Below are 24,457 nucleotides of genomic sequence, written 5' to 3'. Positions count from 1 at the left end.
GGAGAACTCTTGTCTGAACGTGTCTCACCGCTCGCCGAGGTGCATGAAGCCGCGGGTGCCCAGTTCACCGACTTCGCCGGCTGGCAGATGCCGGTGCGCTACTCGAGCGACCTCGCCGAGCACCGCGCGGTGCGCGAGGCCGCCGGTCTCTTCGACCTGTCCCACATGGGCGAGATCGTGCTCGTCGGCGACGAGGCCGCAGCCGCTCTCGACTATGCGGTGAGCGGGCGGATGTCCGCGCTGCAGCAGGGCCAGGCGAAGTACACGCTGCTGCTGAACGCAGAAGGCGGAGTCATCGACGATCTGATCGTGTACCGCACGGGCGATGACCGCTTCCTCGTCGTGGCGAACGCCGCGAACGCCGAGGCGGTCGCCGCCGAACTGCGGGAACGCGCGTCGGGCTTCGCCACCGAGGTGTTCGACGAGAGCGACGACGTCGCGCTCATCGCCGTGCAGGGCCCACGGGCGCTCGAGGTCCTGTTCGCGGTGGAGGGATTCGCGATCGAAGGCGGCCACCCCGACGGCGAGGACGTGCCGGAGACGCTGCGGAAGCTGCGCTACTACCGCTCGGTCCCCGGCCTGTTCCGCGAGCACCCGCTGCTGTTCGCTCGCACCGGCTACACCGGCGAGGACGGCTTCGAGCTGTTCTGCGCCCCCGACTTCGCAAAGGAGCTGTGGGAGGCGCTCGTCGAGGCGGGCACCCCGTTCGGGCTCGTTCCCGCAGGCCTCGCCGCCCGAGACACGCTGCGCCTCGAAGCCGGCATGCCGCTCTACGGCCACGAGCTCGGGCCGGCCACGCTGCCCGTGCAGGCGGGGCTCGGCCGCGTCGTCGACTTCGGCAAGCCCGGCGATTTCGTCGGCCGCGCGGCGGTGGAGCAGGGACCTGAGACGGATGCCAGGGTGCTGGTCGGCCTCGTGGGCGACGGTCGCCGCGCGGCCCGCGCCGACTACCCGGTCTTCACCGCCGATGGCACGACCGAGATCGGCGTCGTGACGTCCGGCGCTCTGTCGCCGACGCTCGGCGTGCCCGTGGCGATGGCCTACATCGACCCCCAGTACCGCGAGGCGGGCACCGAGCTCGCCATCGATGTGCGCGGCGCGAAGCATCCGTACACCGTCACCGCCCTGCCGTTCTACACGAGAAAGAGCAACTAGCCATGGCTGCACCCGAGAACCTGAAGTACACGGAAGAGCACGAATGGGTGCTCATCGACGGCGACATCGCGACCGTCGGCATCACCGACTACGCGCAGGCCGCGCTCGGCGATGTCGTGTTCGTCGATCTTCCCGAGGAGGGCACCGCGGTCGCGGCCGCAGCGGTCGTCGGCGAGATCGAGTCGACCAAGTCGGTCGGCGAGCTGTTCGCGCCCATCGACGGCGAGGTCGTCGAGGCGAACCAGGCCGTCGTCGACAGCCCCGACCTCGTCAACTCCGACCCCTACGGCGCCGGCTGGCTGATCAAGGTGCGCTTCACCGAGCTGCCCACGCTGCTCGACGCCGCCGCCTATGACGAGCTGACCAGCAAGTGAGCAGGGAGTCATTCGCCGACCGCCACATCGGGGCGGACGCGGATCAGACGGCGGCGATGCTCGCCGCCGTCGGCTACGACAGCCTCGAGGAGCTCGTGCGGGCCGCCGTGCCCGCCTCGATCCAGCTGCCTGCGCAGTCCGGCGCCTCGAGTATTCCCGCAGCGGCATCCGAGCGCGCCGCGCTCGCCGAGCTGCGTGCGCTGTCGTCGCGCAACACGGTGAACCGCTCCCTCATCGGGCAGGGCTACTACGGCACGCTCACCCCCGCGGTGATCCAGCGCAACGTGCTCGAGAACCCGAGCTGGTACACGGCCTACACGCCGTACCAGCCCGAGATCTCGCAGGGCCGGCTCGAGGCGCTGCTCAACTTCCAGCAGGCGGTGTGCGACCTCACGGGGCTCGACATCGCGAACGCGTCGATGCTCGACGAGTCGACCGCGGTGGTCGAGGCGATGCTGCTCGCGCGGCGCGCCTCGAAGTCGAAGTCGAACCGCTTCGTGGTCGACGCCGACGCATTCCCGCAGACGCATGCGTTGCTCGCGGGCCGTGCGGCCGCCGTGGGGATCGAGCTCGAGACGGTGCGCCTCGCGGACGCGGAACCCGCCGAGCTCGGCGAGTTCTTCGGCGTCTTCGTGCAGTACCCGGGCAGCTCGGGGCTCGTCTGGAACCCGGCATCCGTCTTCGCCGCCGCACACGAGCAGGGCGCACTCGCGATCGCCGCGGCAGACCTGCTCGCCGTCGCGATCATCGCACCCCCCGGCGAGCTCGGCGCGGACATCGCCGTCGGCTCCTCGCAGCGCTTCGGCGTGCCGATGGGCTTCGGCGGCCCGCACGCCGGCTACATGGCGGTGCGCACGGGCCTCGAGCGGCAGCTGCCGGGTCGCTTGGTGGGTGTGAGTCAGGATTCCGCGGGCAAGCCCGCCTACCGGCTCACTCTGCAGACGCGCGAGCAGCACATCCGCCGCGAGAAGGCGACGTCGAACATCTGCACCGCGCAGGTGCTGCTCGCCGTGATGGCCTCGATGTACGCCGTGTACCACGGGCCTCGCGGTATCCGCGCGATCGCGGCGCAGGTGCACGAGACGGCGAAGCGGTTCGCGGCAGAGCTCGGTGCGGGCGGTGCGTTCTTCGACACTGTGCGCGTGGGAGTGGCGGATGCCGACGCCGCGGTCGCCGCTGCGCACGAGCGCGGCGTGCTGATCTGGAAGGCCGACGACACCACGGTGTCCTTCAGCGTCGACGAGGCCGTCGCCGAGGACCCCGAGCCGGTGCTCGCGGTGCTGCGTGAGGTGCTGGGCAACTCCACGGGGCCGTCGATCGGCATCCCGACCGAGCTCACGCGCACCTCCGCGTACCTCACGCACCCGGTGTTCAACTCGTACCACTCCGAGACCGCCATGATGCGCTACCTCAAGCAGCTCGCCGATCGCGATTACGCGCTCGACCGCGGCATGATCCCGCTCGGATCGTGCACGATGAAGCTCAACGCGGCGACCGAGATGGCGGCCGTCACCTGGCCGGAGTTCGCGCAGCTGCACCCCTTTGCCCCTGCGTCTGACGTCGCGGGCTATCTCGAGCTGATCGGCGACCTCGAGACCTGGCTCGCCGAGCTGACGGGTTACGACACCGTCTCGCTGCAGCCCAACGCGGGCAGCCAGGGCGAGCTCGCGGGACTGCTCGCGATCCGCGGCTACCACGACTCGCGCGGCGACACGCAGCGCACGGTCTGCCTCATCCCGCAGTCGGCGCACGGCACCAACGCCGCCTCGGCGGTGCTCGCCGGCCTGCGCGTGGTGGTCGTCGCGACCGATGCGAACGGCAACGTCGACCTCGGCGATCTGCGCGCGAAGATCGCGGCGCACCACGACGAGCTCGCGGCGCTCATGATCACCTACCCGTCGACGCACGGCGTCTACGAGCACGATGTGGTGGAGATCACGGATGCCGTGCACGAGGCCGGCGGCCAGGTGTACGTCGACGGCGCGAACCTCAACGCCCTGCTCGGTTACGCGGCGTTCGGCGGCTTCGGCGGCGACGTCTCGCACCTGAACCTGCACAAGACGTTCTGCATCCCGCACGGCGGCGGCGGCCCCGGCGTCGGGCCCGTCGCGGCGAAGGCGCATCTGGCGCCGTTCCTGCCCGGGCATCCGCTCGCACAGTCGAACGCGCATGTCGGGTTGCCGCATGGCGGCGCGCCGGTCTCGGCCGCGCCGTTCGGCTCGCCCAGCATCCTGCCGATCTCGTGGGCCTATGTGCGCATGATGGGGCTCGACGGGCTCACCCGTGCGACGGGCGCCGCGGTGCTCGCCGCGAACTATGTCGCGGTGCGGCTGCGTGAGCACTACCCGGTGCTGTACGCGGGGGAGGGCGGCCTGGTCGCGCACGAGTGCATCCTCGACGTGCGCACGCTCTCGGCCGAGACGGGAGTGACGGTCGACGACGTGGCCAAGCGGCTCGTGGACTACGGATTCCACGCGCCGACGATGTCCTTCCCCGTGGCCGGCACGCTGATGGTCGAGCCGACGGAGTCGGAGGACCGGGGCGAGCTCGACCGCTTCATCGCCGCGATGATCGCGATCGAGCGCGAGGCGCGGCTCGTCGGCGACGGTGCGTGGCCCGCAGACGACAACCCACTGCACGGGGCGCCGCACACCGCGGAATCCGTCGTCGTGGGGGAGTGGGCGCACGCCTACTCGCGCGAGCTCGCCGTGTACCCGGCCGGCCCGGGGCAGGCGCGCACGAAGTACTGGCCGCCGGTCGGTCGCATCGACCAGGCCTGGGGCGACCGCAATCTCTTCTGCGCGTGCCCGCCCGTGGAATCGTTCGCATAGCCGCCGCGCTCAACTGCTCCGGATGGCCATTGTTGCTTCGCGCGCGTGGCCGTTGGGCGCAGCGGTGACCGTTCAGCGCAGTTGGCGGATTATTTGAAGATGCCCGGCCAGAGCGCGACCGCCAAGGGGTAGCCCACGAAGGACACGATGTCGAGCAGGGCGTGGGCTACCACCAGCGGCGCGGTGCGCCCCCAGCGTGAGTACACCCAGCCGAACACGACGCCCATCACCGCGTTGCCGAAGAACGGACCGACGCCCTGATAGAGGTGGTACGAGCCGCGCAGCATCGCCGAGGCGATGATGATCGGCCACTTCCCCCAGTCGAGCTGCCGCAGCCGGGTGAAGAGGTACCCGACGACGATGACCTCTTCCTGCAGCGCGGCGCGCAGCGCGGAGAGCACGAGCACGGGCACCGTCCACCAGTGGGCGTCGAGCGGTGACGCCTGCACCTCGATCGTGATGCCGGCGAGCCGTCCGGCGGCATAGAAGGCGAGACCGGGGATGCCGATGCAGGCCGCGAGCAGCGCACCCGTGCCCAGATCGTGCCCAGGTCGGCGCCAGGTGAGCCCGATCCGTTCGAAGGCGCTTCGCCCGGGCTCCCACAGCAGGTAGATGGCCAATGCAACAGGGAAGAGGTCGAAGAAGACCCCGAGAACCTGATAGGTGAAGTCCAGCCACTGCACCGGCGATTGCGAGGAGTTGAGCGCCGTCGACTGCTCGGCGAGGGGCTTTCCCGACGAAAGGTCAGCAATGAGAGCGACGATTGCGTATACAGCAGATGCGCCGAGCGACAGCCCGAGCACAATGGCCAATTCCCACCGCAGGCGTCGTTTCAATTGAGCAATCCTCGCCCTGCAATGGAATCCGTGGAGATCGTTACGCGCGTGTAACGGTTTCGTCCCCGGTTTGGCCACGCACGCACTCGATGCATATCTTGCTTTCTATCAAGAGCGCTGTGGTGTGCCCAACAGGCGTGCCTGCAGCTCTGCACCATTCCTACAGGAGGAAAATTGAAGATCAAGCGGATCGGGGTGGGCCTGGCTGCTGTCGCAGCCACCGCAGCCCTGGCGCTGACCGGGTGCTCCGGCACTTCAAACAATTCGAGCGGCGACGAGATCAACAAGTCGCAGGCGCTGACCATCGCCCAGAACGGGCCGTTCAACGCCTACAACTCGAACACCGGCAACGACTACACCACCTACAACTCCAACGTCACCTACATGACGTGGTCGTCGTTCAACTACTACGACAACACGCCCAAGCTCGTGAAGAACACGAAGTTCGGCACGTACAAGGTGCTGTCCGAGGACCCGCTGACCGTCAAGTACACGGTCAACAAGGGCGTCAAGTGGAGCGACGGCACCGCAGTCAACGCGGCCGACCTGCTCCTGCAGTGGGCGAGCATGACCACCAAGTACAACGACGAGAAGGGCCAGGTGAACTTCACGTCGGTGAGCGCCGGCTCCGTGCCGCTCGATGAGAGCGCCCCGCCGACCGTCAGCGACGACGACCGCTCGATCACCTTCAAGTACGCGACGCCGTTCGTGGACTGGGAGCAGCTCGCGTTCAACCCGGGCGTCTCGGCGCACGGCACCTACAACGTCGCGTTCCCGGACAAGAAGCTGAGCGGCGCGGCTGCCAACAAGGCCGTAATCGACGCCGTCGAGAACAACGACACCACCACCCTGGCGGCTCTCGCCAAGGTGTGGGCGACCGGCTACGAGTTCTCGGGCGACCTTCCCACCGACAAGAACCTGTACCTCTCTGACGGCCCGTACGTGATCACCGCCCTCAAGAAGGACCAGTACGTCACGCTCGAGCGCAACAAGAACTACACGTGGGGCCCGATCCCGAAGGTCGACAAGCTGACCATCCGCTTCATCCAGGACCCGACCGCAGAGGTCCAGGCGCTGCAGAACGGTGAGGTCTCGATCATCCAGGGCCAGGCCGACGCCGATACCGTCGCCTCGCTCAAGGACCTCAAGGGCGTCACCACGAAGACGGAGAACGGCTCGACCTACGAGCACGTCGACCTCACCTTCAACAACAAGGGACCGTTCGACCCGGCAACCTACGGCGGCGACGCCAACAAGGCGCAGCTCGTCCGTGAGGCCTTCCTGCACGCCCTTCCGCGTCAGCAGATCATCGACAACCTGATCAAGCCGATCAACCCCGACTCCAAGGTCATGAACTCGCAGACCTTCCTGCCGGGCACCCCGGGCTACACCGCCTCCGTCGCCAACAACGGCTCGGCGCAGTACGCCGACGGCGGCACCGACGCCGGCATCGCGAAGGCCAAGGACCTGCTCAAGCAGGCCGGCGTCACCACCCCGGTCAACGTCCGCTTCCTCTACGGCAAGAGCAACACCCGCCGTGCGCAGGAGTACGCGCTGATCAAGGCCGCAGGCGCCAAGGCCGGCTTCAACGTCATCGACGATGGCGACGACAACTGGTCCTCGATCCTCGGCAACGGCTCGTACGACGCGGCTCTGTTCGCATGGCAGTACTCCTCGCTCGCCGTGACCGGCAGCCAGGCAGCCATCCAGACCGGTGGCGGCAACAACTTCAGCGGTTACAGCAACAAGACCGTTGACGCCGCCTGGACCAAGGTCGCCAGCTCGTTCGACAAGTCGGACCAGACGGCCGGCCTGAAGACGATCGACAAGGAGATGTGGAACGACGCCTACGGCGCCACCATCTTCCAGTTCCCGGACGTCGTGGCGTACGCGAGCAACGTGAAGAACGTGTCCTACTCGCCGCTCTCCCCGAACCAGTTCTGGAACTTCTGGGAGTGGACCAAGTAGGCCTGACGTACCCTGATCGGTAACGCCAGGTTCACCTAGAACCGAACACCGGTGTGCCGGGGCGAGAAGATCGCCCCGGCACACCCACGTCAGGCCCCGCATCCGACGCGATCCGTCGGGCCGTGGGCCACGTCCGAGGAAAATCTATGAAGACCACTTCCACTCGGGGGCGGCTGAGCGCGAGGATTCCGCTGTGCTGACCTTCTTGTCGAGGCGCCTGCTGGCATCGATCATCGTGCTGCTGCTCGCGTCGTACCTCGTCTACATCCTGTCCGCGAATGCGGGCGACCCTCTCGAGGAGCTGCGCACCAGCACCGCGAAGAACCGCGAGGCGCTGATCCAGCAGCGCATCCAGCAGCTCGGCCTCGACATCCCGACGCCGCTGCGCTACTTCCTGTGGCTCGGGGGCATCCTCAAGGTCTTCGTCGGCCACTTCACCCTCGGCGACACCATCAGCGGCACGCCGGTCACGTCGGCCGTCGGCTCGGCCGCCGTCGTGACGATCCAGCTGATCGTCGCGAGCGTCGTGCTCGCGATCGTCTTCGGCATCCTGATCGGCATCACGACCGCGCTGCGCCAGTACAGCGGCTACGACTACACCGTCACCTTCCTCGCCTTCCTGTTCTTCTCGCTGCCGTCGTTCTTCATCGCGGTCGTGCTGAAGGCCTACGTCGGCATCACCTTCAACAACTACCTCGGCGATCCACACGTCTCGTGGTGGGCATACGTGTTCATCCCGCTCGTCATCGGCGCGGCAGCCGCGGGCGTCTCCGGCGGTACCCGCAAGTTCCGGTGGATCACCTTCGCCGTCGCGACCGCCGCGACCCTGGCGGTGGTCGCCTTCGTCGCCGCCACGAACTGGCTCGTCACCCCGACCCTCGGTGCAGCCGATATCGTGCTCGTCGCGATCGTCGCCACCGCGATCGCGCTGCTCGTGACGATCCTGAACACGGGTCTGCAGAACCGGAAGGCGCTGTACTCGGCGCTCACCGCGGTCGCCGTCGGCCTCGTGCTCTACTTCCCGTTCCTGTCCATCTCGAACCAGCTCAACGTCTGGACCGTCCTGCTGCTCGGCGTCGTCACGATCGCCGTCGGCGCGCTCATCGGCTATCTCTACGGCGGCTTCGACCGCCGCCAGTCGATGCGCAACGGGGCGATCGTCGCGTTCACGACGGGCCTTGTCATCGTCATCAGCCGCTTCCTGCGCTCGTGGAACGACTACGTGCAGTACGTCGCGAACGGGCGCCCGATCGCCACGGTCGGCTCCGGCACGCCGAACCTGAACGACATCTCGACCAGCTTCTGGATCCACGGCATCGACACCTACACGCACCTGCTGCTGCCGACGATCTCGCTGTGCCTCATCTCGATCGCGGGATACAGCCGCTACATGCGCTCCAACCTGCTCGACGTGATGAACAGCGACTACATCCGCACGGCGCGCGCGAAGGGCCTCAACCAGCGCACGGTGGTCATGCGGCATGCGTTCCGCAACTCGCTCATCCCGCTCACGACCATCGTCGCGTTCGACCTCGGCGCGCTCCTCGGCGGCGCGGTCATCACCGAGAACGTGTTCGCCTGGTCCGGCATGGGGAAGCTCTTCACCGATGCCCTCCGCCGGGTCGACGTCAACTCGCTGATGGGCTACTTCGTGGTCGCCGGCGTCGCCGTCGTCGTGTTCAACCTCCTGGCGGACGTCGCGTACTCCGCCCTCGACCCGAGGATCAGGATCGCAGCATGAGCCAGCTTCCCCCCATCGAACCCGACCTCAACGAGGCGGCGGCAGGCGCAGGCCTCGGAGCCGCCGCTCCGGCCGATCAGCAGAGCAACTTCGAGCTCAAGGAGGTCGAGGGCCTCAGCCAGGGCCGCATCGTCATGCGGCGCTTCTTGCGTCACCGCGGTGCCATGATCTCCGCGGCGATCCTGCTGCTCATCGTCATCGCGGCCTTCACCTCCGAGGGCATCGACGCGGCCGGCATCAAGATCCCCGGCTGGTGGCCGTACAACTACACCGAGCTGACGACGATGCACGGCAGCGGCGCACCGAGCTGGCAGCATCCGTTCGGCGAGGACTCCCTCGGCCGTGACATGTTCGCCATCGTCATGCGCGGGTGCCAGCAGTCGCTGATGATCGTGTTCATCGTCGGCGTCATCTCGCTCGTCATCGGTGTGATCATCGGCGCGGCTTCCGGCTTCTTCCGCGGCTGGATCGACACGATCCTGATGCGCTTCACCGACATCGTGCTGATCATCCCGCTGATCGTGCTCACCGCGACGCTCGGCCGCCGCTACGGTGCGCACGGCTCGCTGATCCTGGCCGTCGTGCTGGGCCTCGCCTCGTGGACCGCGCTCGCGCGCCTCGTGCGCGGCGACTTCCTGAGCTTGCGCGAGCGCGAGTTCGTCGACGCGGCCCGCGTCGCCGGCGCGAGCCCGTGGCGCATCATGATGGTGCACATCCTGCCGAACGCCATCGGCGTCATCATCGTCAACACCACGCTGCTGATGTCGGCGACGATCCTCACCGAGTCGGCCGTGTCCTTCCTCGGCTTCGGCGTTCAGGCGCCCGACGTGTCGCTCGGTTCGGTCATCGGCCAGTACCAGACCGCGTTCCAGACCCGGCCGTGGCTGTTCTTCTGGCCGGCGGCGTTCATCGTGATCATCTCGCTGACGATCAACTTCATCGGCGACGGCCTGCGCGACGCGTTCGACCCTCGGCAGAAGCGCGCTCTGAACAAGGCGGCGCGGAAGGCGGCCACGGCCGCGCGCGAGAAGGCCCGCGCAGGGGCATCCGCCGTCGATCAGACCGCGTAAGCCGGCAGCCGGATGTCAATGCACGAGCGCCACGCAGACCGCCGCGATGATCGCCAGCGCGATCAGAGCGGCGGCCTCGCGGCCGAGCCAGCGCGTCGTCACACCGGTGCCCTCGACCACTCCGCTGTCGAGGTGCCCGGCGCCCTGCAGCTCCTCCCAGTAGCGACGCACGTAGAGCGCGGCGAGGCCGGAGTCGCTCGACGGGATGTCGCTCGGGCGGATGCTGCCCAGCATGAAGGTCGACTCGGGCAGCCCGTTCGCGTCGGTCTTCGTCGCGCGCATGCTCGCATAGCGGCTCGGGGCGGGGGCCGCCCACGCGGTGACCTTGCCCTTCGGAGTGATGAGCGTCAGAGCGTACTTCGTGTCGACGCTCTGGATCGCGGGCCACGACACCTCGTGCACGCGCAGCAGATTGCGCACGCTGACGCCGCTGAGTGCGATCGTGACGCTCGGCGACCAGAACAGCAGCCACATCACGTACCCGACGAGCACCGCCACCACGCCGTAGCGGGCGAGATCGGCCCAGCGGCCGGTCACCACGATGGTCACCAGCGCGGCGGCGCACACGCACCACACCAGCACGGTGAGGACCAGTCCGAATCGGGGCCGCAGAGTTCTGGATTCTTCGGTCACGCGCATCGCACCATCGTCCCAGACTTCACCTGATCAACCCTCCACGAGAGGAACCGAAAGCACTCATGGCACAGCACAACGAAGCCCCCATCCTCGAGGTCAAGGACCTCGGCGTCGACTTCTGGGTCGACGGCACCTGGTACCCCGCGGCGGTGCACATGGACTACACCGTGGCCCCAGGCGAGGTCCTGGCGATCGTCGGCGAGTCCGGCTCCGGCAAGAGCTCGAGCTCGATGGCGCTGCTCGGGCTGCTCCCGTCCAACTCGCGCGTCTCAGGCTCCATCAAGCTGAACGGCCGCGAGCTCGCCGGCCTCACCGAGGGCCAGCTGCGGCAGATCCGCGGCAAAGATGTCGCCGTCATCTTCCAGGAGCCCATGACGGCGCTGAACCCCGTCTACACGGTCGGATTCCAGGTCGTGGAGTCGCTGCGACTGCACCTGCACATGACGCCGACCGAGGCGCGGGAGCGGGCGATCGAGCTGCTCGAGATGGTCGAGATCCCGAACCCGGAGGCCTCGTTCGACAAGTACCCGCACCAGTTCTCCGGCGGCCAGCGCCAGCGCGTCATGATCGCGATCGCGATCAGCTGCGACCCCGTGCTGCTCATCGCCGACGAGCCCACCACGGCGCTCGACGTCACGGTGCAGGCCGAGATCCTCGACCTGCTGCGCAACCTGCGCCACCGCCTGAACAGCGCCATCGTGCTGATCACCCACGACATGGGCGTCGTCGCCGACCTGGCCGACAAGATCATCGTGATGAAGGACGGCGAGATCGTCGAGGCGGCGCCGATCCGCGAGATCTTCAACGCGCCGAAGCATCCGTACACCCAGCAGCTGCTCGGCGCCGTGCCGCGCCTGCAGGTCACCGACCGCACGGAGGGCGCCGACCCCTTCGCCGGCGCCGACACCGTGCTCAAGCTCGACCACGTGGCGATCGAGTACCCGAAGCACGGCCGCGTGCCCGCGTTCCGCGCGGCCGACGACATCAACCTCGAGATCCGCAAGGGCGAGGTGCTCGGCCTGGTCGGCGAATCCGGCTCCGGCAAGACCACGATCGGCCGCGCCGTCGTCGGACTGCTGCCCGTCGTCGAGGGCAGCCTCACGATCAACGGGCACGACCTCGCCAAGGCCGACGCGAAGGGCCTGCGCGACATCCGCCGCCACATCGGCATCGTGTTCCAGGACCCGGGCTCGTCGCTCAACCCGCGCTTCCCGATCGGCCAGTGCATCGGCGAGCCGCTGCTGCTCACCAAGCAGTTCGACAAGAAGGCGATCGATCGCCGCGTCGAGGAGCTGCTCGACCAGGTCGAGCTGCCCCGCTCGTTCCGCAACCGCTACCCCCACGAGCTCTCCGGCGGCCAGCGTCAGCGCGTCGGCATCGCCCGCGCCCTCGCGCTCGAGCCCTCGCTGCTCGTCGCCGACGAGCCCACCTCGGCGCTCGACGTCTCGGTGCAGGCGCGCTTCCTCGACCTGCTGCAGGAGATCCAGCAGGAGCAGCAGTTCGCCTGCCTCTTCGTCAGCCACGACCTCGCCGTCGTCGACCTGCTCGCCGACCGCATCGCCGTGATGCACCGCGGCAAGCTCGTCGAGCAGGGCTCGGCCGACCAGATCCTGCGAGGCCCGAAGGACCCGTACACGCAGCGCCTCATCGCCGCGGTGCCCGTGCCCGACCCCGACGAGCAGCAGGAGCGCCGCGAGGCGCGCGCCGCGCTGCTGGCTGAGTCTGGGATCAGCTAAGGGTCGGTAGACTGGAGGGGCGGTGCGTTCTGCGCCGCCCCTTTTTCTGTGTGGCACGGATGCCGCAAAAATCCGATCTTCTCCAAAGGATGCCTACTTCCATGGCCACTGCCCTCCGCACCGACCTGCGCAACGTCGCCATCGTGGCTCACGTCGACCACGGCAAGACCACCCTCGTCGACGCGATGCTGAAGCAGACCAACTCCTTCGGCGAGCACGCGCACGTCGAGGAGCGCGCGATGGACTCGAACGAGCTCGAGCGCGAGAAGGGCATCACGATCCTCGCCAAGAACACGGCGATCTCGTACAACGGCGAGCACGCGGCCGAGCACAACCCCGGCGGCCCCATCACGATCAACGTGATCGACACCCCCGGCCACGCTGACTTCGGCGGCGAGGTCGAGCGCGGCCTGTCGATGGTCGACGGCGTCGTTCTTCTCGTGGACGCCTCTGAGGGCCCGCTGCCGCAGACCCGCTTCGTGCTGCGCAAGGCGCTCGAGGCGAAGCTGCCCGTGATCCTCGCGGTGAACAAGACCGATCGCCCCGACGCCCGCATCGACGAGGTCGTCGTCGAGGCGCAGGACCTGCTGCTCGGCCTGGCATCCGATCTCTCCGACGACGTGCCCGACCTCGACGTCGACGCGCTGCTCGACGTGCCCGTCGTGTACGCGAGCGGCAAGGCGGGCCGCGCCTCGCGCAACCAGCCGGCCGACGGCTCGCTGCCCGACAGCGAGAACCTCGAGCCGCTGTTCGAGGCGATCCTCGAGCACATCCCGGCGCCGTCGTACGACGACGAGGCCCCGCTGCAGGCCTGGGTGACGAACCTCGACGCGTCGCCGTTCCTCGGCCGTCTCGCGCTGCTGCGCATCTTCTCGGGCACGATCAAGAAGGGCCAGACGGTCACGCGCGTGCACCACGACGGCACGACCTCGAACGCCCGCATCACCGAGCTGCTCATGACGAAGGCGCTCGAGCGCTTCCCGGCTGAGTCGGCCAAGGCGGGCGACATCGTCGCCGTCGCCGGCATCGAGGACATCATGATCGGCGAGACGCTCGCCGACCCCGACGACGTGCGTCCGCTGCCCGCGATCCATGTCGACGAGCCCGCCATCTCGATGACCATCGGCATCAACACCTCGCCGCTCATGGGCAAGGTCAAGGGCCACAAGCTCACCGCGCGCATGGTGAAGGACCGCCTCGACCGCGAGCTGGTCGGCAACGTCTCGATCCGGGTGCTCGACATCGGCAAGCCGGATGCCTGGGAGGTGCAGGGCCGCGGCGAGCTCGCGCTCGCGATCCTCGTCGAGCAGATGCGCCGTGAGGGCTTCGAGCTCACCGTCGGCAAGCCGCAGGTGGTCACCAAGAAGGTCGACGGCAAGGTGCACGAACCCTACGAGCACGTCACGATCGACATCCCCGAGGAGTACCTCGGCGCGATCACCCAGCTGCTCGCCGCCCGCAAGGGCCGCATGGAGGGCATGACGAACCACGGCACCGGCTGGGTTCGCATGGAGTTCATCGTGCCGTCGCGCGGCCTCATCGGCTTCCGCACCGAGTTCCTCACCACGACCCGCGGCACCGGCATCTCGAACGCCATCTCGCACGGCTACGACGAGTGGGCCGGCCCGATCGTGACTCGCAACAACGGCTCGATCGTCGCCGACCGCCAGGGCGTCGTGACCGCCTACGCGATCATCGGTCTGCAGGAGCGCATGAGCTTCTTCGTGAACCCCACCGAAGAGGTCTACGAGGGCATGGTCGTCGGTGAGAACTCGCGCTCTGATGACATGGACGTGAACATCACGCGCGAGAAGAAGCTCACCAACATGCGCACCTCGACGGCCGACAACTTCGAGGCCATGACCCCGTCGCGCCAGCTGACGCTGGAGGAGTGCCTCGAGTTCGCCCGCGAGGACGAGTGCGTCGAGGTCACGCCCGAGAAGGTCCGCATCCGCAAGGTCGAGCTCGACGCGACGGCTCGTGGCCGCGCCGCAGCCCGGTTGAAGAAGCAGGACGCGTAGCGCCTTAGGGCAACAGGCTGGAGAGCTGCGACTGCAGCTCGAACAGCGAGCTGAAGCCGAACACCAGGTTCGCAGCGGATGCCAGCCCGATGACGAGCCCGACGATCGCAATGCCGCGGCCGTTCGCGCCGCGGCGAGCCAGCCTGTTCGCACGGCTGATGCCGACGGCACTGAGCGCCAGACCGACGAGCACGGTGAGGCACACGAGCGGCCAGACGAAGCTCGCGAGGCCCGTGACGATGGCAAGTGCGCCGAAGACCCAGTTGAGACGTCCCGCGGGCTGCTGTGGGGGCGCCGCGGCCTCGCGCGCCGATGGTGGTCGCTGCCAGCCCAGCTCGGCGAGAGCAGGGGAGGAGTAGGCGACCTCCTGTGCATGGTCCCGTCGCGATTCGAAGGCGTGCGCCGGCTGCCCGTCGAACGGCGGCGGAACGAGAAATCCGTTCTCGTCCAGCGCGAACGCGCCCGAGGCGAACTGGTTGTCGGCCATGACTGCACCGTACGTGCAGTTCCAGCCCATCGGCATCGCCCAAAACGGGCCACGTGCTACGCGAAGAGGCCCTCTGCCAGGTAGTGGCCCTGCTTCGCGGCCGGCGGCACGAAGAAGATGCCGGAGCCGATGTGCGAGATGTATTCGTTCAGCCGGTCGGAGGAGCCGAGCTTCGCCTGCAGCGTCTCGAAGTGCGCGGGGTCGTTCTGGTAGGAGATGAACAGCAACCCGGCATCCAGCAGCCCGTATTGGTTCAAGCCGTCGGTGTAGTTGTAGCCGCGGCGCAGGATCTTGACGCCGCCGTTGTTCTCGTGCGCGGCGAGTGCGATGTGCGAGGTCGGCGAGATCTTCTCGGCGCCGCCGGCGCCCTTCGCATGGAAGTCCGGCGTGGTGAACTCGGTGCCGCCGGAAAGGGGAGCGCCTGCGCGCTTGTCCCGGCCGAAGACGGTGTTCTGGTCGCTGACCCGGTCGGCGTCCCAGTTCTCGATGTGCATCTGGATCTTCCGCACCACCTGGTACGAGCCGCCCTGGGTCCAGGCGGGCCCCGAGTCCTTCACGAAGACGAACTTCTCGAAGTCGGCGTCCTCCGTGATGTTCCGGGTGCCGTCCTTATAGCCCATCAGGTTCCGCGGCGTCGACTGGCCTTTCCCGGCCGAGGCGCGGCCGAAGCCCATCACGGTCCAGTTCGTCGCCGCGGTGCCCTTCGCCATCCGTGCGAGGTCGCGGATCGCGTGGTAGGCGACCTGGGGGTCGTCGGCGCACGCCTGCAGCGACAGGTCGCCGCCCGTGAGCCCCGGCTGGAACGCGTCGGAGGGCAGCGCCTTCAGCTCGCGCATCAGCGTGGGCTTCTTGTCCGCGAGGCCGTAGGCATCGGTGAACAGGCCCGGCCCGAGGCCGACGGTCACGGTCAGCCCGGCGGGCGCCAGATCGAGCGCCTCGCCCGTGTCGACGCCGATGCCGTCGACGCGGTTCGGCTCGACCTGCCCGATCGTCTTGCCCTTCATGAGCTGCGCGATCGCGCCGGACCAGCGCGCGAGCAGCACCTGCAGATCGCGCGCCAGCGGCGAGGACATGGTGAAGGTCATGTACACGCTGTAGCGCTGCGGAGGGGTACGGATGCCGGCCTGCTCGGCCTCGCCGTAGAACGCGTGCTGCACCGTGAGATCGACGGCGTCGCCGTTGTCGTCCGCCCCGCCCGCCGCAGAGGCGTCTGAGCCGCGCAGGCCTGCAGCATAGGCTCCGCCGACGCCGCCGGCCGCGCCGACGACGAGGCCGCCCGCGGCCGCGGCGCCGCCGAGCAGCATGCCGCGGCGCGAGACGCCCTTCGCGTCGCCGGCGGCGCGGCCGGTGTCGTCAGGGGCGCTCAACCTGCGGTCGCCACCTTCTCGGCGATCTTCGACAGCGGCTCCTGCAGCGCCTGCACGGCGAGGCTGAGCTTGGAGGCATCCGCCTGCTTCAGCTGCGGCGTGTAGTCGACGTAGCCGCCGGGCACGCTCGGGTCGCGATAGGTGTCGAGCAGGGCTGTGACCTTGCCGAACTGCGTCTGCACCTGAGCGGTCAGGTCGGGGTCGATCTTCTTCATGCCGGGCTCGAGGTAGGCGAACGCCTGCTCGGCGCCCTCGACGTTGGCGGCGAAGTCGACGAGGTCGATGTGGCTGTACGACTCCTCCTCGCCGGAGATCTTGTTGCTCTGCACCTCTTCCAGCAGGCCGGCCGCGCCGTTGGCGAGGTCCTCGGGCTTGTAGCTGAGACCCTTCGCGAGCTCGGCGAGCTTGCCGACGTTGGTGTTCAGGCCGCTCGCGTACTGCTTGGTCTGGTCGGTGATCGCGCCGTTCTGCCACAGGTCGCGCTCGATCGCGTGGAAGCCGCTCCAGCCGACGGACGGGTCGAGGTTGCTCGCGCGCATGTCCACGAGGTAGTCGAGGTTGCCCTTGTTGCTGGTCGCGTCGGCGCCCGGCAGCAGGAATCCGTCGACGTCGGACTCGACCTTCTCGTAGAAGGGGCGGGCGAGCGCGTAGTCCTTCTTTGCCTCCGCGACGTTCCCGGACTGCACGGCGGTGTTGAGGTTGCCGACGGCGGTGACCATGTCGGCGAGCACACCGGCGACGTAGCTGCCGTAGCCCTTGGTGCCGTCGGCGAGAATGGTCTGCACGCTGCCGGTCGGCTTCGCGGCCGCCTTGCCCGTGACGGTGAACTTCTGCTCTTCCTTATCGGCGCCGGGGCAGTACACGGTGTAGCTGCCGCCGCCGAGGGTCAGCGTGAGCTTGACGGGCGCGAGGCCCGGGGCGAGATTCTCCTTCTCGCCGACGATGCGCTGGCCCTGCAGCAGCTCGAGCTCGGTGATCGCCGTGGAGCTCTTGTTGGTGATCGTGAAGGTGATGGGGCCCGCCTTCGCGCTCGTGTGGTCGATGGCGCAGGTGTCGCCGGAATCGCCGGTGAGCGTCACCGTGACCTGGCTGGCACCGCTGGAGACCGGGGCGACCGATGACGCGGGCTTCGCGTCGTCGCCCGTGGCGGTCTTGCCCCCGCTCGCGCACGCGGACAGGGCGATGGCCGCGACGGCGGCGACGCCGACGGCCGCCGCGAGACGGCGGGTGGGACTACTGAGCTGCATAGCTATTGCTCCTCTGCGATGTCGCCGGGATCGCAGGCGACGCGGTGGGGCCGACAGGGGTGTTCTGGTCTGTGAGGGCGCGGCGGCGTGAGCGCAGCCCGAAGGCGGCGATGATCAGCGCGGCGACGCCGAGGGCGATGGGCAGCTGGATGCCCCACAGGCGGTGCTCCGCCTGCCGCGCCTGCGTGGCGGCGATCGCGTCCGAGGCGGACTGCACTGCGGCATCCGTCGCCGCCCAGCTCGGCTGTGCCAGCGGGCCTGAGGCGATCGAGACGGTGCGCGAAGTGGTGAGGCCGCCGCCGGTGATGGTCACGACGGTGCGCGCGGTCTGCTGGGCGTCGATGAGCACGCCCTCCGACGTCCACACCTCGAGCGCTCCGCCCGTCGACCACTGCGCGTCGAAGGGACCTGGATTCTGCGCGGCGTTCACGCCGACCGGCAGCCGGCCGCCGTTCGCCGCCACGAGCTGGTCGAGGCTGAGTGTCGCGGGCAGCGCGGCGCGCGGCGTCACCGGCAGCTTCCACTGCCGGGCGGCGATGCCGTTGTGGGTCACCGCGGTGCCCGCACCCGGGAGCTCGACCGCTGTGGTGTCATCGCCGAGCCCGACCTTCAGGGTCGAGCGGCTGAGCGCGACGTTCCCCTCGTCCGCGGCACCCGCGCTGGAGATCGCGAGCGGCTGATCGTGCGGGGTCGACGCGCGCGGCGCGAACGCGACCAGGCCGAGCGCGACGAGCGCGACGGCGCCGGCGACGCCGAACTGCACGCGCGCGATCTGCATGCCCTGCGCGCGGCGGGCGCGCGGCCAGTAGACGAAGAGCGCGACGGGCACGAGGTAGGCGAGCCAGCCGACGACCTCGATGAGGCGCGGGTCGGCGGGGATGCCGAGCACGCCCGTCAGCAGCGCGGACTGCACCGTGCCCGGGCGCACGACCGCGCCGAGGTCGAGCACGGTCTGCTGCCCGGCGTTCAGCCAGCCGGCCTCGTGCGAGGTGCGCAGCGCGGTGAGCACGAGTCCGGCGGCGACCAGGATCAGGAATCCGCCCGTCCATCGGAAGAAGGTGGAGAGGTTGAGCTTGACGCTGCCCGCGTAGATGCCGATGCCGATCAGCACCGCGACGACCACGCCGATGACGGCGCCGGTCGCGGCGAGCGACATGCTGGTCGACGCGCTGAAGGTGGCGAGCAGGAAGACGCTGGTCTCGAAGCCCTCCTTGAGGACGGCGAGGAACGCCATGCCGGCGAGCGCATAGGCGTGGCCGTCGTGGATCGCCTCGCTCGCCTCGGCCTCGAGCTCGCGCTTGAGCCCGCGCGAGTGGGTGTTCATCCAGACGATCATCCCCGTGACGAACACCACGGCGACGGCGCCGATGACCGACTCCATGCCCTCCTGCGCGGCCTGCGGCAGCGACTTCTCGATGACGCGCAGCACGACGCCGACCGCGATGCTGAGCGCGACGGCGACGCCGACCCCGATCCACATGGGCGTGAGGCTCTTGCCGTTCTTGCGCAGGAAGGCGGCGATGATCCCGACGATCAGTGCGGCTTCGAGGCCTTCGCGCAGGCCGATGACAAGGGTGGGGAGCACGGATGCTTTCGCTTCAGCGGGGGAGTGGGGGCTTGGTAAGGCTTACCTTACGTAGGTCAGCCTAAGGTCTGCTTCGAGGTGCTGGCAAATCCCTCCGCCGTACGATGGCCCTCATGCAGAATCGCCTCGGCGCGTCGCTCCTCGCCTTCGTCGCCGGCCTCATCCTCGGCGTCGTCGGCACGTTCAACCACCGCGGCGTCATCGGAGTGGGCGGCACGGACCTGCCGTGGGGCATCGTCGTCTCGGTTCTCGGCGCGGCCTGCTTCCTCTTCGGCTGCCGGCTCTACTCGGGCAGCCGCGTCGTGACCCTCGCGGGCACGCTCGGCCTCCTCATCCCGATCTTCGTGTTCTCGTTCGAGGGCCCGGGCGGATCCGTCGTGATCGTGCAGGACACTCTCGGCCGCGTGTGGGACTTCGTGCCCGCGCTCATCGCCGTCGGCGTGCTCGCGTGGCCCCGGCTGCCTGCGCAGAGCCCTCGCGCCGACTCTCTAAACTGAACTCATGACCTACGTGATCGCCCTCCCGTGCGTCGACGTCAAGGACCGCGCCTGCGTCGACGAATGCCCGGTCGACTGCATCTACGAGGGCGAGCGCTCGCTGTACATCCACCCCGACGAGTGCGTGGACTGCGGCGCCTGCGAGCCGGTCTGCCCCGTCGAGGCCATTTACTACGAGGACGACCTGCCCGGCGAGTGGGCCGACTACTACAAGGCCAACGTCGAGTTCTTCGACGAGATCGGCTCGCCCGGCGGTGCGGCCAAGGTGGGCGTGATCGCGAAGGACCACCCGATCATCGCCGCGCTGCCGCCGCAGAACCGCTGATCCGGCCACGGCCATGGCGATCACCGAGCTTCCGGACTACCCCTGGGACCGGATGGCCCCGTATGCCGAGCGCGCCCGCCGGCACCCGCGGGGCATCGTCGACCTGTCGATCGGCTCGCCCGTCGATCCGACGCCCGAGCTGATCCGCGAGGCGCTCGCCGCGGCGACCGACGCGCACGCGTACCCGACCACCACGGGCACGCCCGCGCTGCGCGAGGCGATCGTCGCCTGGTACGCGCGCCGTCGCGGCGTCACGGGCCTCAGCGTCGACCAGGTGCTCCCCACGATCGGCTCGAAGGAGCTCGTGGCGCTGCTGCCGCTGCTCGCCGGCATCCGTGCGGGCGATGTCGTCGTGCACCCGCGCGCCGCCTACCCGACGTACGCCGTCGGCGCCGCGATCGCGGGCGCCGACTCGTTCGCCTCTGACGACCCGGCGGAATGGCCCGACGGCACGAAGCTCATCTGGCTCAACTCGCCGGGGAACCCCGACGGGCGCGTGCTCGACACCGACTTCTTGAAAGCGGCCGTCGCCCGCGGCCGCGAGCTGGGCGCTCTCGTCGTGAACGACGAGTGCTACGCCGAGCTCGGGTGGGAGGGGCGCTGGGCCGAGGAATCCGTGCCCAGCATCCTCGATCCCCGCGTCGTGGGTGACGACCTGACGGGCGTGCTGTCCGTCTACTCGCTCTCGAAGCAGTCGAACCTCGCCGGCTACCGCGCCGCATTCGTCGCAGGTGACGCGCGGGTGATCGACGACCTGCTCACCCGCCGCAAGCATGCGGGGCTCATGCTGCCCGACCCGCTGCAGGCCGCCATGGTGGTCGCGCTCGGCGACGACGCGCACGTCGCCGCTCAGAAGGAGCGCTATCGCGCCCGCCGAGCCGTGCTCAAGCCCGCGCTCGAGGCCGCCGGCTTCGCGATCGACCACAGCGAGGCCGGCCTCTACCTGTGGGCGAGCGAGGGCACGGATGCCTGGGCGAGCATCGACCGCCTCGCGGGGCTCGGCGTCGTCGCCGGCCCCGGCGAGTTCTACGGCGAGTTCTTCCCCGACCACGTGCGCTTCTCGCTCACCGCGAGCGACGAGCGCATCCGCGAAGCCGCCGAAAGACTGGCGTAACTGCGCCCGTATAAGGTGGGACGGCAGGCCTACGGCCTGACACAGCAGACGAAGGAGTTCTAGGTGCCCGAATCCGAAGACCAGTTCGCGACGCTGTCCTACCCGGGCGGGCAGGCGCAGTTCCCCATCCGCGCAGCGGTCGACGGGCATTCGAGTATCGACATCTCGTCGCTGACCAAGCAGACGGGGCTCACGACGCTCGACTACGGCTTCGTGAACACCGCCTCCACGGCATCCGCCATCACCTACATCGACGGCGACGAGGGCATCCTGCGCTACCGCGGGTACCCGATCGAGCAGCTTGCAGCGGGCTCGACCTTTCTCGAGGTGGCCTGGCTGCTGATCAACGGCGAGCTGCCGACCGCCGATGAGCTCGGCGACTTCACCGAGCGGATCCGCCATCACACCCTCGTGCACGAGGACCTCAAGCAGCTGTTCGGCGCGCTGCCGTACCACGCGCACCCGATGTCGATGCTCTCGAGCGCGGTCGGCGCGCTCGGCACCTACTACGAGGCCGACGTCGACGATCCAGAGGCGGTCGATCTCGCGACGATCCGCCTGTTGGCGAAGATGCCGACGATCGCCTCGTATGCGCACAAGAAGAGCCTCGGCCAGGCGTTCCTCTACCCGGACAACTCGCTGTCGTACGTCGAGAACTTCCTGCGCCTCAACTTCGGCACCATGGCCGAGCCGTACGAGGTGAACCCCGTCGTCGCCAAGGCGCTCGAGCGCCTGCTCATCCTGCACGCCGACCACGAGCAGAACGCCTCGACCTCGACCGTGCGGCTCGTCGGCTCGACGAAGGCCAACATCTTCTCCTCGATCTCCGCCGGGATCTCGGCGCTGTACGGCCCCCTGCACGGCGGCGCGAACGAGGCGGTGCTCGAGATGCTCGCCGGCATTCAGGAATCCGGTGAGGGCGTCAAGAAGTTCGTCGAGCGGGTGAAGAACAAAGAGGGCGGCGTCAAGCTGATGGGCTTCGGCCACCGGGTCTACAAGAACTACGACCCGCGCGCGAAGCTCGTGAAGGAGAGCGCCGACGCGGTGCTCGCCGAGCTGGGCGTGCACGACCCGCTGCTCGACATCGCCAAGGAGCTCGAGCAGACCGCCCTTGAGGACGACTACTTCGTCTCGCGCAAGCTCTACCCGAACGTCGACTTCTACACCGGTGTCATCTACAAGGCGATGGGCTTCCCGCCGCGCATGTTCACGGTGCTGTTCGCCATCGGGCGCCTCCCCGGCTGGATCGCCCAGTGGCGCGAGGTGAACACCGACCCGGCGAGCAAGATCGGCCGCCCGCAGCAGCTCTACGTCGGCGCGCCGAAGCGCGACCTGCCGGCTCGCTGAGCCCGTCCCGGCCTGCGGCCGGGACTTTCCGCCCTAACGGCAGGCAGGTGCGCGCGCCACGCTGAGCGCATGTCTCAAGATTGCATGCGCGCCGCCGTCGCGCGCGAGTTCGGAAAGCCGCTCGAGTTCGACGATCGGGTCGTGCCGCTGCCGCACGGCTTCGAGGCCCTGGTGAGGGTCGAGTACACAGGCGTGTGCCACACCGACCTGCACGCCGTGGGCGGGGACTGGCCGGTGAAGCCCGGACTCCCCTTCGTGCCCGGCCACGAAGGTGTGGGGCGCGTCGTCGCCGTCGGGCATTCCGTCACCTCTGTGAAGGTGGGGGACCGCGTCGGCAACGCGTGGCTGTGGTCCGCGTGCGGCGAGTGCGAGTACTGCACGAGCGGGCGCGAGACGCTCTGCCCGGCGCAGAAGAACGCCGGCTACTCGGTCGACGGCAGCTTCCAGGACTACATGATCGTCGATTCGCGCTATGCGGCCCGGGTTCCGGAATCCCTGGATCCCGCTCGGGTCGCGCCGATCCTGTGCGCGGGCGTCACGGTCTACAAGGGCCTGAAGACGACCGGCGCGCGGCCCGGCCAGTGGGTGGTCGTCTCGGGGATCGGCGGTCTCGGCCACCTCGCCGTCGAGTACGCCGTCGCGATGGGGCTCGACGTGGTCGCCGTCGACGTTGCGGACTCCAAGCTCGTGCTGGCGCGCGAGCTGGGTGCGACGTTCACGATCAATGCGGCGAAGACGGATGCCGCGGCCGAGATCCAGCGCGAGATCGGCGGCGCCCACGGGGTGCTCGTGACGGCGCCGAGCGAGGCTGCCGTCGCGCAGGCGGTCGGCATGGCGCGCCGCGGAGGCACGATCTCCCTGGTGGGGCTGCCCTCGGGCACCTTCCCCGTGAGCGTCTTCGACACCGTCTTGAAGGGGCTGACGATCCGCGGCTCCATCGTCGGCACCCGCGGCGACCTGGCCGAGGCCCTCGACTTCGCGGCCCGCGGCAAGGTGCACGCGACGGTCACCAAGCATCCGTTCGCCGATGTGAACCGGGTGCTCGACGACATGCGCGACGGCCGCATCCTCGGCCGCGTGGTCCTCGAGCTCGCGGGCGCCCTCTCGCGCGAGGACGCGGGCTACCCCGCCGGCCAGCTCGCCGGGGTGTAACGCGCGCTACCCGTGCAGCGCCGCGTTCAGGGTGATGCCCGTGCCCTGGCGCTGCACGGCCTCGACCGCGCCCGTCACCGAGTTGCGGCGGAACAGCAGGTTCGGCACCCCAGACAGCTCGAGGGCCTTCACTGTGACGGGTTGCCCGTTCTCGTCGCGCTCGCCGACCAGGGTGATCTTCGTGCCGGCGGTCACGTACAGGCCGGCCTCCACGACCGAGTCGTCGCCGAGCGAGATGCCCACGCCCGCGTTCGCCCCGAGCAGGGCGCGCGCCCCGATGACGACGCGCTGCGTGCCGCCGCCCGAGAGGGTCCCCATGATCGAGGCGCCGCCGCCGATATCGGCGCCGTCGCCCACGACGACTCCCTGCGAGATACGGCCCTCGACCATGGAGGCGCCGAGCGTGCCCGCGTTGAAGTTCACGAAGCCCTCGTGCATGACCACGGTTCCGGGGGCGAGATGGGCGCCGAGGCGCACGCGCGAGGCATCCGCGATCCGCACCCGATCGGGCACGACATAGTCGAGCAGTCTCGGGAACTTGTCCACCGCATAGGCCTGGATGCCCGCCCGCTTGAGTGTCGGCAGCAGCGCGGGGTAATCGGCGGCCGAGACGGGGCCGGCCGAGGTGAACACCACGTTCGGGAGGTAGGTGAAGATGCCCTCCAGGTTGAGCCCGTTCGGTGCCACGAGCAGGTGCGAGAGCAGGTGCAGACGCAGGTAGGCGTCGGAGGTGCCGCCGACGGCGGCATCCAGATCGATCCCGACCGCCACCGCCTCGATGCGCACGTTGCGGCGCTCGTCGGGGCCCGACAACGCGGCCAGCTCCGCGGGCACCTCGGCGTCGTCGGGCAGCGCGCCCAGCTGAGGCTCGGGGTACCAGGTGTCGAGCACGGTGTCGTCGGCGGCGATGGTCGCCAGGCCGAAGCCCCAGGCGAGGCGGGAGGTCTCAGTCACCCTTCTAGGCTAGA

General features: G+C 69.0%; 20 protein-coding genes. 13 read left to right on the top strand and 7 right to left on the bottom strand.

Annotated features, from left to right (window positions below):
• The first annotated feature begins 9 nt into the window (after positions 1 to 9).
• Genes gcvT through gcvP form a run of 3 tightly spaced genes read left to right on the top strand, consistent with a single transcriptional unit; the run spans position 10 to position 4,360 of the window.
• The gene (gene gcvT, locus ABD708_RS16125) at positions 10 to 1,155 is read left to right on the top strand and encodes a glycine cleavage system aminomethyltransferase GcvT (protein ID WP_344756312.1); all 1,146 of its coding nucleotides are present in this window, start codon (positions 10 to 12) and stop codon (positions 1,153 to 1,155) included.
• A 2-nt stretch (positions 1,156 to 1,157) separates the two neighbouring features.
• A complete protein-coding gene (gene gcvH / locus ABD708_RS16120; protein ID WP_344756310.1) occupies positions 1,158 to 1,529 on the top strand; it encodes a glycine cleavage system protein GcvH in 372 nt (123 codons plus the stop codon).
• Positions 1,530 to 1,585: 56 nt separating this feature from the next.
• Positions 1,586 to 4,360: an aminomethyl-transferring glycine dehydrogenase gene (gene gcvP / locus ABD708_RS16115; protein ID WP_425553320.1), complete on the top strand. Its 2,775-nt coding sequence runs from the start codon at positions 1,586 to 1,588 to the stop codon at positions 4,358 to 4,360.
• Between the two features lie 89 nt (positions 4,361 to 4,449).
• Here gcvP and ABD708_RS16110 read toward each other — a convergent pair whose 3' ends face one another.
• Positions 4,450 to 5,196: a CPBP family intramembrane glutamic endopeptidase gene (locus ABD708_RS16110; RefSeq protein ID WP_344756306.1), complete on the bottom strand. Its 747-nt coding sequence runs from the start codon at positions 5,194 to 5,196 to the stop codon at positions 4,450 to 4,452.
• Between the two features lie 174 nt (positions 5,197 to 5,370).
• On the opposite strand from ABD708_RS16110, the gene ABD708_RS16105 reads away from it, so the two are divergent.
• The 3 genes from ABD708_RS16105 (at position 5,371) to ABD708_RS16095 (ending at position 9,975) form a co-directional block, all read left to right on the top strand.
• Positions 5,371 to 7,164 carry an ABC transporter family substrate-binding protein gene (locus tag ABD708_RS16105; RefSeq protein ID WP_344756304.1) on the top strand — a complete coding sequence of 598 codons (1,794 nt, stop codon included), beginning with the start codon at positions 5,371 to 5,373 and terminating at the stop codon, positions 7,162 to 7,164.
• A 193-nt stretch (positions 7,165 to 7,357) separates the two neighbouring features.
• On the top strand, positions 7,358 to 8,905 hold the full coding sequence (locus ABD708_RS16100) for an ABC transporter permease (protein ID WP_344756302.1): 1,548 nt from the start codon (positions 7,358 to 7,360) through the stop codon (positions 8,903 to 8,905).
• Positions 8,902 to 9,975: an ABC transporter permease gene (locus tag ABD708_RS16095; protein WP_344756300.1), complete on the top strand. Its 1,074-nt coding sequence runs from the start codon at positions 8,902 to 8,904 to the stop codon at positions 9,973 to 9,975. Before ABD708_RS16100 ends, ABD708_RS16095 begins: the two co-directional genes overlap by 4 nt.
• 15 nt (positions 9,976 to 9,990) lie before the next feature.
• On the opposite strand, the gene ABD708_RS16090 is transcribed toward ABD708_RS16095, so the two are convergent.
• Positions 9,991 to 10,608 (bottom strand): PH domain-containing protein, encoded by a 618-nt coding sequence (locus tag ABD708_RS16090; RefSeq protein WP_344756298.1) that lies wholly within the window; start codon positions 10,606 to 10,608, stop codon positions 9,991 to 9,993.
• A 65-nt stretch (positions 10,609 to 10,673) separates the two neighbouring features.
• Between ABD708_RS16090 and ABD708_RS16085 the strand changes: the two genes are divergently transcribed.
• Positions 10,674 to 12,347, top strand: a complete 1,674-nt coding sequence (locus tag ABD708_RS16085; RefSeq protein WP_344756296.1) for a dipeptide ABC transporter ATP-binding protein — start codon at positions 10,674 to 10,676, stop codon at positions 12,345 to 12,347.
• Positions 12,348 to 12,448: 101 nt separating this feature from the next.
• Positions 12,449 to 14,368: a translational GTPase TypA gene (gene typA / locus ABD708_RS16080; RefSeq protein WP_344756294.1), complete on the top strand. Its 1,920-nt coding sequence runs from the start codon at positions 12,449 to 12,451 to the stop codon at positions 14,366 to 14,368.
• Between the two features lie 4 nt (positions 14,369 to 14,372).
• Here typA and ABD708_RS16075 read toward each other — a convergent pair whose 3' ends face one another.
• The 4 genes from ABD708_RS16075 to efeU are packed head-to-tail and all read right to left on the bottom strand — an operon-like array spanning position 14,373 to position 19,054.
• Positions 14,373 to 14,855 (bottom strand): DUF4190 domain-containing protein, encoded by a 483-nt coding sequence (locus ABD708_RS16075; RefSeq protein ID WP_344756292.1) that lies wholly within the window; start codon positions 14,853 to 14,855, stop codon positions 14,373 to 14,375.
• A gap of 56 nt (positions 14,856 to 14,911) precedes the next feature.
• Positions 14,912 to 16,222: a Dyp-type peroxidase gene (locus ABD708_RS16070; RefSeq protein WP_344756290.1), complete on the bottom strand. Its 1,311-nt coding sequence runs from the start codon at positions 16,220 to 16,222 to the stop codon at positions 14,912 to 14,914.
• The gene (gene efeO, locus ABD708_RS16065; RefSeq protein WP_344756288.1) at positions 16,219 to 17,469 is read right to left on the bottom strand and encodes an iron uptake system protein EfeO; all 1,251 of its coding nucleotides are present in this window, start codon (positions 17,467 to 17,469) and stop codon (positions 16,219 to 16,221) included. The genes ABD708_RS16070 and efeO overlap by 4 nt, the downstream gene beginning before the upstream one ends.
• Positions 17,456 to 19,054: an iron uptake transporter permease EfeU gene (gene efeU / locus ABD708_RS16060; RefSeq protein WP_344756286.1), complete on the bottom strand. Its 1,599-nt coding sequence runs from the start codon at positions 19,052 to 19,054 to the stop codon at positions 17,456 to 17,458. Before efeU ends, efeO begins: the two co-directional genes overlap by 14 nt.
• Before the next feature lie 113 nt (positions 19,055 to 19,167).
• Here efeU and ABD708_RS16055 point away from each other — a divergent pair, with 113 nt between their 5' ends.
• The 5 genes from ABD708_RS16055 (at position 19,168) to adhP (ending at position 23,489) form a co-directional block, all read left to right on the top strand.
• Positions 19,168 to 19,551: a histidinol dehydrogenase gene (locus tag ABD708_RS16055; protein WP_344756283.1), complete on the top strand. Its 384-nt coding sequence runs from the start codon at positions 19,168 to 19,170 to the stop codon at positions 19,549 to 19,551.
• A 4-nt stretch (positions 19,552 to 19,555) separates the two neighbouring features.
• Positions 19,556 to 19,876, top strand: a complete 321-nt coding sequence (fdxA, locus tag ABD708_RS16050) for a ferredoxin (protein WP_120788084.1) — start codon at positions 19,556 to 19,558, stop codon at positions 19,874 to 19,876.
• 13 nt (positions 19,877 to 19,889) lie between these two features.
• Positions 19,890 to 20,990, top strand: a complete 1,101-nt coding sequence (dapC, locus tag ABD708_RS16045) for a succinyldiaminopimelate transaminase (RefSeq protein WP_344756278.1) — start codon at positions 19,890 to 19,892, stop codon at positions 20,988 to 20,990.
• 63 nt (positions 20,991 to 21,053) lie between these two features.
• A complete protein-coding gene (locus ABD708_RS16040) occupies positions 21,054 to 22,337 on the top strand; it encodes a citrate synthase (protein WP_344756276.1) in 1,284 nt (427 codons plus the stop codon).
• An 84-nt stretch (positions 22,338 to 22,421) separates the two neighbouring features.
• Positions 22,422 to 23,489, top strand: a complete 1,068-nt coding sequence (gene adhP, locus ABD708_RS16035) for an alcohol dehydrogenase AdhP (RefSeq protein WP_344756724.1) — start codon at positions 22,422 to 22,424, stop codon at positions 23,487 to 23,489.
• Positions 23,490 to 23,495: 6 nt separating this feature from the next.
• On the opposite strand, the gene dapD is transcribed toward adhP, so the two are convergent.
• Positions 23,496 to 24,443, bottom strand: a complete 948-nt coding sequence (gene dapD, locus ABD708_RS16030; protein ID WP_344756274.1) for a 2,3,4,5-tetrahydropyridine-2,6-dicarboxylate N-succinyltransferase — start codon at positions 24,441 to 24,443, stop codon at positions 23,496 to 23,498.
• Between the last annotated feature and the right edge of the window lie 14 nt (positions 24,444 to 24,457).

Origin of the sequence: Gryllotalpicola koreensis (assembly GCF_039538185.1) — a bacterium.
Taxonomy (GTDB): Bacteria; Actinomycetota; Actinomycetes; order Actinomycetales; family Microbacteriaceae; genus Gryllotalpicola; species Gryllotalpicola koreensis.
Note: the sequence above shows the minus strand (reverse complement) of the source record. Positions and strands in the feature narration are given on the sequence as shown.

Bases quoted from the DNA above. Each gene is read 5' to 3' on its own strand.
- gcvH (WP_344756310.1), top strand. From the start codon at position 1,158: ATGGCTGCACCCGAGAACCTGAAGTACACGGAAGAGCACGAATGGGTG.
- gcvP (WP_425553320.1), top strand. From the start codon at position 1,586: ATGCTCGCCGCCGTCGGCTACGACAGCCTCGAGGAGCTCGTGCGGGCC.
- ABD708_RS16095 (WP_344756300.1), top strand. From the start codon at position 8,902: ATGAGCCAGCTTCCCCCCATCGAACCCGACCTCAACGAGGCGGCGGCA.
- ABD708_RS16085 (WP_344756296.1), top strand. From the start codon at position 10,674: ATGGCACAGCACAACGAAGCCCCCATCCTCGAGGTCAAGGACCTCGGC.
- typA (WP_344756294.1), top strand. From the start codon at position 12,449: ATGGCCACTGCCCTCCGCACCGACCTGCGCAACGTCGCCATCGTGGCT.
- ABD708_RS16075 (WP_344756292.1), bottom strand. From the start codon at position 14,855: ATGGCCGACAACCAGTTCGCCTCGGGCGCGTTCGCGCTGGACGAGAAC.
- efeO (WP_344756288.1), bottom strand. From the start codon at position 17,469: ATGCAGCTCAGTAGTCCCACCCGCCGTCTCGCGGCGGCCGTCGGCGTC.
- ABD708_RS16055 (WP_344756283.1), top strand. From the start codon at position 19,168: ATGCAGAATCGCCTCGGCGCGTCGCTCCTCGCCTTCGTCGCCGGCCTC.
- fdxA (WP_120788084.1), top strand. From the start codon at position 19,556: ATGACCTACGTGATCGCCCTCCCGTGCGTCGACGTCAAGGACCGCGCC.
- dapC (WP_344756278.1), top strand. From the start codon at position 19,890: ATGGCGATCACCGAGCTTCCGGACTACCCCTGGGACCGGATGGCCCCG.
- adhP (WP_344756724.1), top strand. From the start codon at position 22,422: ATGCGCGCCGCCGTCGCGCGCGAGTTCGGAAAGCCGCTCGAGTTCGAC.